The 13,303-nt window shown below is 62.3% G+C and carries 12 protein-coding genes and 1 tRNA gene; 10 read left to right on the forward strand and 3 right to left on the reverse strand.

The window, feature by feature from the left end:
- Positions 1-145: 145 nt before the first annotated feature.
- Entirely contained in the window at positions 146-451 is a 306-nt protein-coding gene (locus tag JQS30_RS04240; RefSeq protein WP_213172145.1) for a hypothetical protein, read from the reverse strand.
- A gap of 465 nt (positions 452-916) precedes the next feature.
- Between JQS30_RS04240 and rplM the strand changes: the two genes are divergently transcribed.
- From rplM to JQS30_RS04265, 5 genes are all read left to right on the forward strand, one after another.
- Positions 917-1,360, forward strand: a complete 444-nt coding sequence (gene rplM, locus JQS30_RS04245; protein WP_213172146.1) for a 50S ribosomal protein L13 — start codon at positions 917-919, stop codon at positions 1,358-1,360.
- A 30-nt stretch (positions 1,361-1,390) separates the two neighbouring features.
- Positions 1,391-1,876 (forward strand): 30S ribosomal protein S9, encoded by a 486-nt coding sequence (gene rpsI / locus JQS30_RS04250; RefSeq protein WP_213172147.1) that lies wholly within the window; start codon positions 1,391-1,393, stop codon positions 1,874-1,876.
- Positions 1,877-2,139: 263 nt separating this feature from the next.
- Positions 2,140-3,480, forward strand: a complete 1,341-nt coding sequence (glmM, locus tag JQS30_RS04255) for a phosphoglucosamine mutase (RefSeq protein ID WP_213172148.1) — start codon at positions 2,140-2,142, stop codon at positions 3,478-3,480.
- A gap of 143 nt (positions 3,481-3,623) precedes the next feature.
- Complete coding sequence (locus JQS30_RS04260) at positions 3,624-4,694, forward strand: LemA family protein (RefSeq protein ID WP_213172149.1); 1,071 nt, start codon at positions 3,624-3,626, stop codon at positions 4,692-4,694.
- A gap of 25 nt (positions 4,695-4,719) precedes the next feature.
- Positions 4,720-5,427: a hypothetical protein gene (locus JQS30_RS04265; RefSeq protein WP_213172150.1), complete on the forward strand. Its 708-nt coding sequence runs from the start codon at positions 4,720-4,722 to the stop codon at positions 5,425-5,427.
- Between the two features lie 98 nt (positions 5,428-5,525).
- Here JQS30_RS04265 and JQS30_RS04270 read toward each other — a convergent pair whose 3' ends face one another.
- On the reverse strand, positions 5,526-7,190 hold the full coding sequence (locus JQS30_RS04270) for a solute symporter family protein (RefSeq protein WP_213172151.1): 1,665 nt from the start codon (positions 7,188-7,190) through the stop codon (positions 5,526-5,528).
- Positions 7,187-7,624, reverse strand: a complete 438-nt coding sequence (locus tag JQS30_RS04275; RefSeq protein WP_213172152.1) for a DUF485 domain-containing protein — start codon at positions 7,622-7,624, stop codon at positions 7,187-7,189. The genes JQS30_RS04270 and JQS30_RS04275 overlap by 4 nt, the downstream gene beginning before the upstream one ends.
- A gap of 496 nt (positions 7,625-8,120) precedes the next feature.
- On the opposite strand from JQS30_RS04275, the gene JQS30_RS04280 reads away from it, so the two are divergent.
- The 5 genes from JQS30_RS04280 to pth all read left to right on the forward strand — a co-directional run bounded on the left by JQS30_RS04280 (position 8,121) and on the right by pth (position 13,259).
- Positions 8,121-8,196 (forward strand) — tRNA-Gln (locus tag JQS30_RS04280).
- 695 nt (positions 8,197-8,891) lie between these two features.
- Positions 8,892-10,316 carry a bifunctional UDP-N-acetylglucosamine diphosphorylase/glucosamine-1-phosphate N-acetyltransferase GlmU gene (glmU, locus tag JQS30_RS04285; RefSeq protein ID WP_213172153.1) on the forward strand — a complete coding sequence of 475 codons (1,425 nt, stop codon included), beginning with the start codon at positions 8,892-8,894 and terminating at the stop codon, positions 10,314-10,316.
- Positions 10,317-10,582: 266 nt separating this feature from the next.
- Complete coding sequence (locus JQS30_RS04290) at positions 10,583-11,566, forward strand: ribose-phosphate diphosphokinase (protein ID WP_213172154.1); 984 nt, start codon at positions 10,583-10,585, stop codon at positions 11,564-11,566.
- A 490-nt stretch (positions 11,567-12,056) separates the two neighbouring features.
- The gene (locus JQS30_RS04295) at positions 12,057-12,665 is read left to right on the forward strand and encodes a 50S ribosomal protein L25/general stress protein Ctc (RefSeq protein ID WP_213172155.1); all 609 of its coding nucleotides are present in this window, start codon (positions 12,057-12,059) and stop codon (positions 12,663-12,665) included.
- Between the two features lie 3 nt (positions 12,666-12,668).
- Positions 12,669-13,259, forward strand: a complete 591-nt coding sequence (gene pth, locus JQS30_RS04300; RefSeq protein ID WP_213172156.1) for an aminoacyl-tRNA hydrolase — start codon at positions 12,669-12,671, stop codon at positions 13,257-13,259.
- Positions 13,260-13,303: the final 44 nt, after the last annotated feature.

A 13,303-nucleotide genomic window follows, 5' to 3' on the forward strand; every position in this document is an offset into this window, starting at 1 on the left:
TCAACGCACGCCCACCACAGCCCCATGCCTATGGCGCGTTGTTGTGCCACTTATGCCAAGGAGCTGGTTAGCCGCAAGAGGGTAGTAGGAAAACGCTACGCAGGTAAGCCGTTGAGAGAAGAAGACGCTTGCTCGGAATGCCTTCTTATGTATGGTCCCAGGCCTGGCCCCCTGGCCGAGGAACGATGCGGGAGGGCCCGAAGTCACAGCAGTGCCGGTGGTCGGCCGGAGAGTCCGAACGCGAGTGGCCAGCCTTGTGTATATGCCCAGGAGAGCTCCTACGCGCAGGCTCTTGCGGGTTTTTCGTCGAGGCTGCGGCGGCTTCGCCGCCGAGACCGATGGCGGCAATGGCCGAGGCGGCCATGGCTACTGTGGCGGTGCGGGTGGACTTGAAGAGTGAACGGCGGGTCGCGCCAGAGGTCTTTGCTTGCGCGATGCTGTCGTCAGACATTCAGTACCTCACATGAGTCAAGGGTCACAGGTCCGTATTAGCCAGGTCCGCGCAGTGACGCATGCGGGCCGAGAACATACAAACAATCACAGGCTAGCGCCTATGCGCCAGCTGGCGGCTCGCACAGTCAGCCGGGCAGCCACCGCAGTGGCCTGAATCGCCAGGCGAGATAGCTCACGCCACACCCGGGCATCCGGATTAGTCCGCCCAGGAAGCGCCACGTACACTTGGTAGCTGTTGTGCGAGTAGTTCCGTGCGCCGAACCTGCAGGTTCAGCGCCACTACTGTCCAGCGAATGTCGCCTCTTGGCTCCGGTCATCGCACAATGACCGTCGTTCGAAGAAGTCTGACCACCTGTTTTTGCTTGCAAGTGGGATGGACCAGAGGTGAGCATTCAGGCGGCTCCGCAGGTAAATCGCCATGCGGGGTTCGTTACCACACCCATAACGAGAGCAAGGTAAAACTGTGCGCACGTTTACGCCGAAGCCGGGCGATATAGACCCGCAATGGCACGTGATCGACGCAGCCGACGTGGTGTTGGGTCGGCTCGCCACTCACGCTGCTCAGCTCATTCGCGGCAAACACAAGCCCACCTTCGCGCCGAACACCGACGGCGGTGACTACGTCATCGTCATCAACGCGGAAAAGGTGCACCTGACCGGTAAGAAACTGGAGCAAAAGCGGGCCTACCGCCACTCCGGCTACCCCGGTGGTCTGCGTTCCCTCAGCTACGGAGAACTCATGGACCGCGCCCCGGACAAGGTCGTGGAGAAGGCCATCCGAGGCATGCTGCCGAAGAACAAACTCGGCCGTCAAATGTTCAGCAAGCTGAAGGTCTACGCCGGGCCTAGCCACCCGCACGCCGCCCAGCAGCCGAAGCCATACGAGATCAAGAAGATCGCGCAGTAGGCGCGGGCGGAAATAGGAGCTAACTAACTTATGAGCGAAGTGACTCAGACACCAGCAGAAACCCCGGCCGAGGTCCCCGCGGACGTCGCAGCCGCGCCTGTGGTGCCCTCTGTTCCGGCCGTCCCGGTCGACCGCGCGATCCAGACGGTAGGTCGCCGCAAGCGCGCCATCGTCCGCGCCCGATTGGTTCCCGGCTCGGGAAAGTTCGTCCTCAACGGTCGTACCCTGGAGGAATACTTCCCCTCCAAGGTTCACCAGCAGACGGTCGCCGAGCCGTTGGTCACCGTAGAGATGACCGACAGCTTTGACATCATCGCCAACCTCAAGGGCGGCGGAGCCACCGGTCAAGCTGGCGCGCTGCGCCTGGCTATCGCCCGGGCATTGATTGAGGTTGACCTCAACACCCGTCCGGCCCTCAAAGACGCCGGATTCCTGCGCCGTGACGACCGTGTCAAGGAAAGCAAGAAGTACGGTCTCAAGAAGGCCCGTAAGGCATCGCAGTACTCGAAGCGCTAATCGTGCTTCCGGGTTCATTCGGCTGCGCGCCTGGTGCGTTTGGCTAGCCCACGGAGGAATCCGTGGGACGGCCCCAAGCAGTTGAATGAGCCTCAATCGTTGGGGGCTGCCAGGAGGGACAACCCCTCCCGGCAGCCCCTTTCTTTGTTCACGAGCGCGCTTGTCTGTGCCAACCAGCCAACGAAGCTGCGAGGACCGACGGACGAGGCCACCGTGCGAGCGCCGACCGGCCCCGCACGCAACGCAAAAAGGGGTAACTGGGGATGTCGCGACTGTTTGGAACCGATGGAGTACGCGGGAGAGCTAACGCCGACCTCACTCCCGAACTGGCCATGGCACTGTCGGCCGCCGCCGTCGCCGTCCTCGCCCAAGCTGGCGGACCACGCCCGCGCGTGGTCGTCGGCCGTGACCCCCGAGCCAGCGGCGAGATGCTAGAGGCCGCAGTCTGTGCGGGCCTAGCGGGAGCGGGTGCGGATGTCACCGTGCTCGGCGTCGTCCCCACCCCGGCCGTCGCACACTTGACCAAAGCCTCCGGCGCGAGCTTCGGCGTCATGATCTCCGCCAGCCACAACCCGATGCCCGACAACGGCATCAAGTTCTTCGCCGCCGGGGGCCGCAAACTCCCCGACGCGGTCGAGGACGCCATCGAAGCGGTCATCGGTGCCGACCCCACCCGCGCCCAAGGGTCCGATGTCGGCCGTATCCTCACCGACCACTCCGGCACAGAACAGTACGTGTCCCACCTGGTCGCGGCGACGAACACTCGCCTGGAGGGCCTGAAGGTCGTCGTAGACACCGCCAATGGGGCAGCCTGGGAAGCCGCGCCCGAAGCACTACGCCGCGCCGGAGCCGAGGTCATAGCGATTCACCATGAGCCCGACGGCCTCAACATCAACGACAACTGCGGCTCAACCCATATGGAGAGCCTGCGCCAGAGTGTCCTGGCCACCGGTGCTGACGCCGGGATCGGCCTCGACGGCGATGCCGACCGCTGCCTAGCCGTAGACGCGCAAGGCAACTTCGTCGACGGCGACGCGATCATGGTGATCCTCGCGCTGGCCATGCAGGAAGCGGGCGTGTTGCACCGTTCGACCTTGGTCACGACCGTCATGAGCAACCTCGGGCTGCACCGGGCCATGCGCAAGGCCGGCATCAGCGTCGAGACCACCTCCGTGGGCGATCGCTATGTACTGGAACGACTCGTCTCCGGAGAATTCTCCCTAGGCGGGGAACAGAGCGGGCACCTCGTCCTACCCGCCCACGCCACTACCGGCGATGGCACATTGACCGCGTTGCTGCTGTTGGCACGCATGGCGCAAACCAAGCAACCGCTGGGCGAACTCGCCTCCGCCTTCATCGCCGCCCCCCAAGTCTTGATCAATGTCAAGGTGGCCGATAAAACCATCATCTCCTCCCCGTCGGTGCGCGCTGCGGTCACCGAATGGGAGGACAAGCTCGGCTCAGAGGGCCGGGTACTGCTACGTCCCTCCGGAACCGAACCGCTCGTGCGAGTGATGGTGGAGGCCACCGAAGCTGACCGGGCCCAAGAGATCGCCACCGACTTGGTGTCGGTCGTGGAGAAGGCCGCGCACGGGCCCGCATAGCCTCTTGATCACAATGCGCCAGACAGGTTGACGCCAAGGGCGATCAAGAGAGCACAAATGCACGTAGTGCCTCGTCAACGACGGTGAACCCGGCGCTGGCCAGCCAGGAAGTCGCTGGCGTCGGTAGGTTAGTCTCGTTAGCTATGGATACCACGATAGTTGTTCTTGTTCTCTTGCTCGGAGTCTTGCTGATCCTGGGGCTTGTGTTCCTGGGTTCGCATAACCGACTGGTGCGACTTCGCAACTTGGCTCAAGAATCCTGGGCGCAGATCGATGTGGAGCTTCAGCGTCGCTATGACTTGCTGGAAAACATGATGCACGTTGTGCAGCAGGCCGCCGGAGCCGAGAATGCGACCCTCGTCCAAGTCGCGCAGGCCCGCGCGGCCGCGGTGCAGGCGCGCAGCAACCCGCAGGTTGGACATGGGGGACAGGGCGCCGCTGAGGGACAACTCTCGGGCGCTATTCGTGGCATGATCATGATGCAGGAGCAATACCCGCAACTGAAGAGCAATCAGAACTTTCTGCAGGCGCAGAAGGAGATTGTGGAGACGGAGAACCGTATCGCCGCTCCGCGCCGTTTCTACAATGCCAATGTGCGTGAGTACAACACTGCGCTTCAGGTCTTTCCGGGCAACATCGCTTCCAAGTTTGGCAATTTCCACCCTGAGGAATACTTTGAGCTGGAAGATCAGCAGGCTCGCTCGGCTCCAAAGCTGAACAACACTCCCTCACCGAACTTCATGCAGCAGGCCCCCGCGCCTGCCTCGCCTGCCCCCGGCCAGGTGCCCGGATATCAGCCGCCGCAGCTGGGGCAGCAAAGCGCCCCGTACCAGCAGTACCCTGGGCAACCCCAGCCTGGCCAACCCCAGCCCGGTTACGGCCAGCACCCCGGTCAGAGTGCTCCCAGTGGGCTCCCGCCTGCCGCCGGGCAGCCGCAACAGCCGCCACAAGGAGGCGCGCCGGGTATGGGGATGATGGGACACGTGCACGCCCACCCGCAAGATTCAAACGCCAACCCGCAACAGGCGGGATACCCGGGTGGCCCTTCCCAGCCGTCTGGTTACGGACAGCCGCAGGGCTATTCGCAACCCCCGCAGGGACAACCGCAACAGCCGCCGCAGGGCTATTCGCAACCCCCGCAGGGCTATTCACAGCCCCCCGCCGGTTACCAACCCCCGAACGGTTACAGCCAACCGGGCGATTCACAGCAGTAATAACCCCTTTTCAAAGTAAAGCAGCATGATCGACACACTTCTGGCTCAATCGTCCTCGGACTCCACCACGACCATTGAGGTAGTGGTGTGGATTGTCCTTGTTGTTGGTGCCGTCATAGGTGGATATTTTGCCCACCGGCACCGGAAGAAGAAGATCGCTCAATACCGTGCCTGGGCGGCCCAATACGGCTTTCACTATGAGCCCAAGGACAATTCGGTGGTGGACATCTCCTCCAAGGCGCCGTTTGGGGTGGGTCGGAACCGACGTGGTCAGGATGTGTTCCGGGGTAGCTACCGCGGTCTCCACATCTTGTTCTTCGAGTACATCTACACCACTGGCAGCGGCAAGAATTCGACCACGCACGTTAACCAGGTCGTGGCGATCGGCTTGCCCTCACCGCGTCCATTTCTCGACATCGGGCACGAGACGACCATGTCGCGCTTCTTCAACAGTCTGGGTTTTGCGAGTTTGCAGTTCGAAAACCAGCACTTCAACGACGTCTTCAAGGTCACCGCGGAGAATCCTCGTTTTGCCTACGATGTTATTCACGCCCAGACGATGGAATGGATGTTGGCTGACCAGCGGGCACGCACCTTCTCGTGGCGTTTTGACGGCCCTTGGCTGATGAATGTGAAGAAGGGCAAGCTCAAGTTGGAAGAGGTGTTCTTCTACGCGGACTTCCTGTGTGACATCTACGCGCAAGTGCCGAAGTTCGTGTGGTCGAACAACTGACCGTTGACTAACTTCGCGTGGCGAGAATGTCCAACTACGACGATGAGTAGTGTGCAGAGCCGGTGGGGCGGAGCCCCACCGGCTCTTTGTGAGTCGCACTAGTGTGAACCGGCTCCGGTGAGCGCTCGCACCTGTAGGTAGGCAAATTTGTCCTCGTCGCGTTCCCGGGACAGGAGGGAGGCGACTATGGCACAGATCAAGGACAGCGGAATCGATACGATTCCGGGGTTTTCCAAGGGGAACCAGGCGAAGTCGGCGTGGGGAATGAGTGCCCCTTCGTGCCCGGACACGGTGGGGGAGAAGATCACCAAGCCGACGGCGCTGACAAGGCCGGCATAGATGCCCCATAGGGCACCGGCTGTGTTGAAGCGTTTCCAAAACAGGCTAAGTAGCAACGTCGGCAAGTTGGCCGAGGCGGCGATGGCGAATGCCAGCGCGACCAAGAACGCCACATTGAGGCCTTGGGCGAAGATGGCCAGCACGATCGCGACTGCCCCCACACCCAGCGCGCAGTACTTGGCGACGGTGACTTCCTCTTTTTCGGTGGCTTTGCCTTTGCGCAGCACGCTGTTGTAGAAGTCGTGGGCCAGCGATGAGGATGAGGCGATCATGAGCCCTGCCACGGTGGAGAGAATCGCCGCAAAGGCCGCTGCGGCGATGACGGCCAACAGTATGGCGGCCATGGTGTTGCCTCCGAGCTGGTCCCCGACCTGTTGCGCCAGTTGGGGTGCGGCGGTGTTGCCAGCCGAGTCTTGGGCGGTGATGGCGTCGACTCCGACGATGGCGGCCGCGCCGAATCCCAGCACTAGGGTGATCAGGTAGAACGAGCCGATGAGTCCGATGCCCCAGTTGACGGATTTACGCGCCGCGCGTGAGTCGGGGACGGTGTAGAAGCGTATGAGGATGTGGGGCAGCCCCGCTGTTCCCAGGACCAAGGCCAGTCCCAGGCTGATGAGGTCGAGCTTGTGCCACATGGTTTGGATGGGGTCGCCCGCGACTTCGACGCCGTATCGCAGCCCTGGTTCGAGGAATGCCTGGCCTGCCCCGGAGGCGTCGGCGGCGTCGTTCATGAGCGCGCCGAGGTTGAAGTTGTAGATGGACAGGACCAGGATGGTCAGCAGGAAGGCCCCGCCCAGGAGGACGGCGGCTTTGATGATTTGCACCCAGGTGGTGCCCTTCATCCCGCCGAAGCTGACGTAGACGATCATGAGCAGTCCAATAAGGACGATGCCGCCGATTTTGGCTTGGTCGGCGCTCAAGCCCAGATACGTTTCGCCTTCTTGAATCCCCAGCAGCAGGGCGATGAGTGCGCCAGCGCCCACCATCTGGGCCAACAGGTAGAAGATCGACACGGTCATGGTGGAGACCGCGGCGGCGGTGCGCACGGGCCGCTGTTGCATCCGGTAGGACACCACGTCGGCCATCGTGAATCGTCCGGAGTTTCGCAGTAGTTCCGCCACTAGGAGGAGTGCTACGAGCCAGGCGACGAGGAATCCGATGGAGTAGAGGAATCCGTCGTAGCCGAATAGGGCGATCATGCCGGCGATACCGAGGAAGGAGGCGGCGGACATGTAGTCCGAGCCGATGGCGAAGCCGTTTTGCATGGGGCTGAATTGGCGGCCGCCTGAGTGGAAGTCGGTCGCGTCGCGGGTATTGCGGCTGGCCCACACGGTGATGCCGAGGGTGGTGGCCACCATGAGGCCGAAGAGGAGCAAGGTGATGGCGCGGGAGCCGTCGGTTTCGTCGAGAGCGAAGGTCATCATCGGCTGGTCTCCTCATTGAGTTCATCGCATAGGGCCGAGGCTTCGGGGTCGACATGGCGGCGGGTGTAGGTCGAATACGCCACGGCGATGCCGAAGGTGGTGACGAATTGGGCGATGCCCAGCGCTAGGGCGATATTGACACTTCCAAAGAGCACGGTGGACATGAAATCGCGGGCGTATGCCGACAGCAGGACATACAGGAGGTACCAGGCCATGAACGCGAAGCTAACTGGGACGATGAAACGCAGGAGTCGCTTTTTCAAGTCGATGAATCGGGGGTCGGTGAACATCGCGATGTGCGCGTCTAGGGGGTGAGCGTTCTCGTGCGCGGTGGTTGTCGTGGAGGTGGGGCGGCTAGTGGGTTCTGTGCTTGTTGCTGCGGGAGTGTCAGGGGAGTCTGTGGGGGAGGCAGACTCGTGGCGTGATTGCGGCATGGAGGTCCTCTCGATGTGGTGTGGATGGCCCGATGTGGGTGTGGCGTGCCTTTGGGTGGGCGCGGCCGTGGAGGTTAGGGGCGCGCTCGGGTTGCGAACGTTGTGCCTTTAGGGCTTGTCAGATGACGTACATCCACTCTCCGAAAATCGATGAGTATCGATATGTGTGGCGGAGCATAGGGTGTGAGGTTGGTTATAAAATGGATTGCTTTAATTTAGAAGCAAGTTGCGGATTTGTCTAGCTTTGCAGGTCGGATAAGGCTTACCCACTCAGATGCGACGCACCTGATTCCCGCCTCGAGAGGTCGTAGCTGTCGAATGCGGCAGCTCAGACGGCCTCGATACCCGCTTCGGCCCACCCATGGCCTCAGCGCGAGTGCGGTTTGGCGTAGCCAGCGGAGCCCACATTTCAGTGGAATCGCCAAACACGGTAAGATATGCTCGGCCGAGCGCATCAGCACGCCGCTTTTTAGGCGTGTTTGTGGCTCAACCATGATGGCCCATGGTGTAATTGGCAACACGTCTGATTTTGGTTCAGAAGAGTCCAGGTTCGATCCCTGGTGGGCCAGCCAATTCAACTTCGAAAACCCCGGCGCAGCCGGGGTTTTTTGCTGACCGCCCTTGTGAGGGCCCACAAACCTGGAGAGCCTCATCAGCACCCCGGGCTATCCTGAGATTTATGCCCCGAAGTAGTGGTGTCGCCACCGAGTCGTCGCTTTCGCCGGGGGCCACCCTTTAAGCCGCTCAGCTTCCGGGCCGATGGGGCAGCGGCCCTGGGAGCGCGATGGCGACGGTGCCGCCTGGGGCGGCAGATCCGCTTCGCCGCCCAAGCAATCCGTCAACGCCACCTTAAAGTCAACCCAGGCCGAGACGAGCCACCCGCGACCGATTGGCAACACGAACGCCTCAATCTGGCTGGGCCTATCGCGAAGATTTCCGTTTTGAGGCGACCAGTGTTCGGTACCTCCATCTTCCGGCGGTCCCTCTTTGAGGTCGAACCTCTTCCGGCTCAGCGAAGTTGGGGAATCTCGCACGGCTCCGGCCCGCCCGGCCATAACGCCTAGGCTGGGTAGCGGCCGCCGGTCTTTGGCCACTGGTCAGCTGGCACAAACGCCTAGGCAGGGTCCCGAACTGGACTGCGCGCCCACCCTGTTACGAATCATCCAGCTGCCCGCCATGATGCCGTCAGCTGGCCGCGGTACAAGAGGACTACCATTGCTGCGGGATGCCGCACTCGCAATCCAGCATCGACCGAGGAGCACACACTATGACCACCGACCGCGCCGTCATCGTTCTGGCAGCCGGGGCCGGAACCCGAATGAAATCGGCCAAGCCCAAAATGCTGCACGAACTGCTCGGCCGGACGCTGCTGGGGCATGTGCTCAAAGCCTCCACCGCCGTCAAACCCGACCACAGCATTGTCGTCGTCGGAGCCAGCGCCGAGGATGTCACCGAACACGTCTCGCACATCTCGCCCCAGTCGACCACCGTGCTCCAGGCCGAGCAGAACGGCACCGGCCACGCCGTGCGCACCGCGTTGGAGGCCAACCCCGACCTCACCGGCACCGTGGTGGTCCTCAACGGGGACGTGCCGCTGCTACAAGGCGCGACGGTGGAGAACTTCATCGACGCTCACGAAGCGGCCCGCCACAGTGCGACCGTCATGACCGCCGCCGTGGCCGACCCGACGGGTCTGGGCCGCATCATCCGCAACGGCAATGGCCGTTTTGAGCGCATCGTGGAGCACCGCGACGCCACCGACGACGAATTGGCCATCGACGAGATCAACGGCGGCATCTATGCCTTCGACGTCGAACTGTTGCGCCGGGCCCTCGACCAGCTCAACGCCGATAACGACCAGGGCGAGGAGTACCTCACCGACGTCCTCGAACTGTTGCGCAAGGACGGACACCGCGTAGGCACCCACCAGGTGGACGACCAGATTGAGCTGCTCGGCTGCAACGACCGCGCCCAGCTGGCCCAGCTACGCGCCCTGCTGCGCGATCGCATTAACCACGCGCTGATGAAGTCCGGTGTCACGATCGAAGACCCGGCCACGACCTGGATTGACGCCACCGTCAAGGTCGAAAACGACGTCATCATTCGGCCCGGCTGTCAGCTGCGCGGCGCCACCGCCGTCGACACCGGGGCCGACATCGGCCCCGATTCCACCTTGGTGGACACCATCGTCGAAAGTGACGCCGCCGTCGCTCGCACCCATGCGGTGCAGGCGACCATCGGACCGGAAGCGACCGTGGGCCCCTACTCGTACCTGCGCCCCGGTGCCAAGCTCGGGCGCGGTGCCAGGGTCGGTGCCTATGTTGAGGTCAAAGCATCCGAAATCGGTGATGGCGCCAAGGTTCCGCACTTGTCCTATGTCGGCGACGCGACCGTGGGGGAGAGGGCCAACGTCTCCTGCGGCGTGATTGTGGCCAACTACGACGGCATCGCCAAGCATCACACCACCATCGGCGCGGGGGCGTTCGTTGGTTGCGACTCTGTCCTGGTCGCGCCGGTCAATATCGGCGACGGCACCTATGTGGGGGCCGGAAGTGTCGTCTCCAACGACGTCAACCCTGGAGAATTGGCCGTCACCCGCGCCCAACAGCGCAATATCGAGGGCTGGGTGGCCAAGCGCCGCCCCGGCACATTTACCGCCGAGGCCGCCCAGCGAGCCAAGGACAGCGACTGAACGACTCCTCACCCAGTGAGAGCACTCGGTCGCTGAGGCAATCGGCTGGCCTGCAATGGTGGGAAACGGCACAGTGCTATGACCGAGCCGTACTGTCCCACCTGGCCTCAGGCCACACTCAAGGGTGAGGCGAACGTGGAGTCTTGATCTTTCGGACTCGGCTGCTTTTGCGGTTTACGGTAGGAGCAAGCCGATACGGCATCGGGCCCATGAGCGCCTCACAGTCAGGTGACGGGTGACTACATAGTTTTAGGGGAGCCATCGCGATGGCCAGTATGTCCGCGACTAATTCGAAGAACATGATGCTTTTCTCCGGACGTTGTTATCCGGAACTGGCCGATGAGATCGGCAAGCATCTGGGGGTGGAACCGACCCCCACTAGCTCGTATTCTTTTGCCAACGGCGAGTTGTTCGTTCGTTTTCAGGAATCGGTGCGCGGTTGCGACGCGTTCGTCGTGCAGTCGATGGCCGAGCCCATCAACGAGTGGGTCATGGAGACCCTGATTATGATCGACGCGCTTAAGCGCGGATCTGCCAAGCGGATCACGGTCGTGTTGCCGTTTTACCCATACGGACGCCAAGACAAGAAGCACCGGGGCCGCGAGCCCATCTCGGCCCGCCTCATTGCCGACCTGCTACGCACCGCTGGTGCTAATCGCATCCTCACCGTCGACCTGCACACGGCCCAGATCCAAGGCTTCTTCGATGGCCCGGTGGACCACCTGTTTGCGATGGGAACGCTCGCTCGCCACATCGAGGAGCGGTATGCGGGTAAAGCCATGACCGTGGTGGCTCCTGACTCCGGGCGGGTGCGGGTGGCGGAACGGTGGACGGACCGCCTCGGCGGCTGCCCCTTGGCGTTTATCCACAAGACTCGGGACCCGCTGCGGCCCAATGAAGTGGTCGCCAACAAGGTCGTCGGGGAAGTCGAGGGTCGAGTCTGCCTGGTCGTCGACGACATGATCGACACCGGCGGCACGATCGTTTCGGCCTCGGAACTGCTGAAACAAAATGGCGCGGCGGACGTCGTGGTAGCGGTGACGCACCCGATTCTGTCCGACCCGGCCACAGAGCGTTTGGCCTCGGCCCCGATCTCGGAGGTCATCGTCACCAACACGTTGCCGTTGCCTGATCACGCCGTTGAGCTGGAGAAACTAACGGTGCTGTCGATTGCGCCGCTGGTGGCCAAGGCAATCTCGGAGGTCTTCACCGACGGTTCGGTGACGACGCTGTTCGGCGGACTTTCCTAGTTTTCGCCAGGGATGGTCGCTGGTACGCCTTGGTTGGCGTACCGGCGACGTAACGGACGAGTCTGACCCGGTCGGCGCTCCGCTGGCGTGGCTTTGCCCGCCGGGCCGCGGCTTTCCCAGGGGCGATTCCACCGTTGGTATTCACCTCGGTCACGGTGCGTTTTGCTCGGTGGCACGGTGGGCCGATCGGCTCGCGATGGTCGGAATCGTCCTCGCGTTTGCCGGTAATTCCCTAGCTCACACCTCCTGCCCGCCGGATTCGAGCGCGGCTGGCTGATGTAGACTGGTCGGGTTGCCACGGCGAGGGCACTCCCATGGCCCGTGACTGGCTTAGCTGGTCACTGGGAGAGAAGAGATCTGGCATCAATCAGATCGAGTGCCGTTATCGACGCAGGGCGCGGTAATCAGACAGGACTCTCTCGTCCTTCAAGGTTTCACGTGCGCGTCGAGCGCCAAGTAAGTTTTCCTGCGAATCCATTGGAGTATTTCCGTGTCCGAAGTTCGTATTAGCGCCGAACCACGTACTGAGTTCGGTAAGGGTGGGGCGCGCCGTACGCGTCGGGCTGGCAAGATCCCGGCGGTTGTCTATGGTCACGGTGAGAAGCCGCGTCACATTTCCCTGCCTGCGCTGGGGTTCGCCTCCATTATTCGTAACTACGGTATGAACCAGGTCATCCAGCTGGAAGTCACAGACGGCAGCAAGGAGATGGTCTTCCCCAAGTCAGTACAGCGCGACGTCCTTAAGGACAACATCACGCACGCCGACCTACTGCTGGTTCGTCGCGGCGAGAAGCTCACCACCGAGGTGCCGCTCGAATACACCGGTGAAGTCCAAAAGGGCGGTCTGCCGATGTACTCGATGGACTCCCTGTCCGTCGAGGTCGACGTTCTCAACATCCCCGACAGCATCGAAATCTCGATCGATGGTCTGGCTATCGGCTCCAACCTTCACGCGAGCGACGTGACTCTCCCCGAGGGCATCGTTCTCATGGGTGACCCGGATGCCGTTCTGGTTGCCGTTTCCGAGCCGCGCGCCGAAGAAGAGGCTAGCGCCGAAGGCGACGAAGAAGGCGACGAAGCCACCGACAGCGAGGGATAATTCGTGTCTGACCAGGCGTTGTTGGTGGTCGGTTTGGGTAATCCCGGACCAAAGTACGCTGCCAATCGGCACAATGTCGGCTTTATGATCGCCGACCTCTTGGCCGACCGCCTGGGAGGCACCTTCGGGCTGCACAAGCGAGCCCGAGCACAAGTGTGTGAGGCCCGCCTGGGAATAGGTGGGCCTCGACTTGTTCTGGTGAAGCCGCTGACCTTTATGAACCTCTCGGGGCAGTCGGTTGCCCCGTTGGCGCAGTTTTACAAGATCGAGCCCGAGCAAGTAGTGGTGGCGCACGATGAGCTGGACTTGCCATTTGGGACGCTGCGTCTGAAGCAAAACGGCGGCGAAGGCGGGCATAATGGGCTTCGATCGCTGTCGAAGTCGTTGAACACCAAGGAATATGTGCGCTTGCGGTTTGGCATCGGGCGGCCCTCCGGGCGGCAGGACGCGGCCGACTATGTGCTGCGCGACTTTTCATCGGCTGAACGCAAGGAAGTTCCGGTGTTGCTGGAGCTAGCGGCTGACGCGGTCGAGGCAGTCGCCAAAGAAGGCCTGGCCTCGGCGCAGAACCGCATTCACGCGCAGCCGACCTAAGCGCTCACCTCCTGGGAGTTGCCTTTCCCGGTGGCTCTGGTGCG

It is taken from the genome of Natronoglycomyces albus (assembly GCF_016925535.1).
Classification (GTDB): Bacteria; Actinomycetota; Actinomycetes; order Mycobacteriales; family Micromonosporaceae; genus Natronoglycomyces; species Natronoglycomyces albus.

Coding starts and splice junctions, on each gene's coding strand:
- JQS30_RS04240 (WP_213172145.1), bottom strand. CDS start 451: ATGTCTGACGACAGCATCGCGCAAGCAAAGACCTCTGGCGCGACCCGC.
- rpsI (WP_213172147.1), top strand. CDS start 1,391: ATGAGCGAAGTGACTCAGACACCAGCAGAAACCCCGGCCGAGGTCCCC.
- glmM (WP_213172148.1), top strand. CDS start 2,140: ATGTCGCGACTGTTTGGAACCGATGGAGTACGCGGGAGAGCTAACGCC.
- JQS30_RS04260 (WP_213172149.1), top strand. CDS start 3,624: ATGGATACCACGATAGTTGTTCTTGTTCTCTTGCTCGGAGTCTTGCTG.
- JQS30_RS04265 (WP_213172150.1), top strand. CDS start 4,720: ATGATCGACACACTTCTGGCTCAATCGTCCTCGGACTCCACCACGACC.
- JQS30_RS04270 (WP_213172151.1), bottom strand. CDS start 7,190: ATGATGACCTTCGCTCTCGACGAAACCGACGGCTCCCGCGCCATCACC.
- JQS30_RS04275 (WP_213172152.1), bottom strand. CDS start 7,624: ATGCCGCAATCACGCCACGAGTCTGCCTCCCCCACAGACTCCCCTGAC.
- glmU (WP_213172153.1), top strand. CDS start 8,892: ATGACCACCGACCGCGCCGTCATCGTTCTGGCAGCCGGGGCCGGAACC.
- JQS30_RS04290 (WP_213172154.1), top strand. CDS start 10,583: ATGGCCAGTATGTCCGCGACTAATTCGAAGAACATGATGCTTTTCTCC.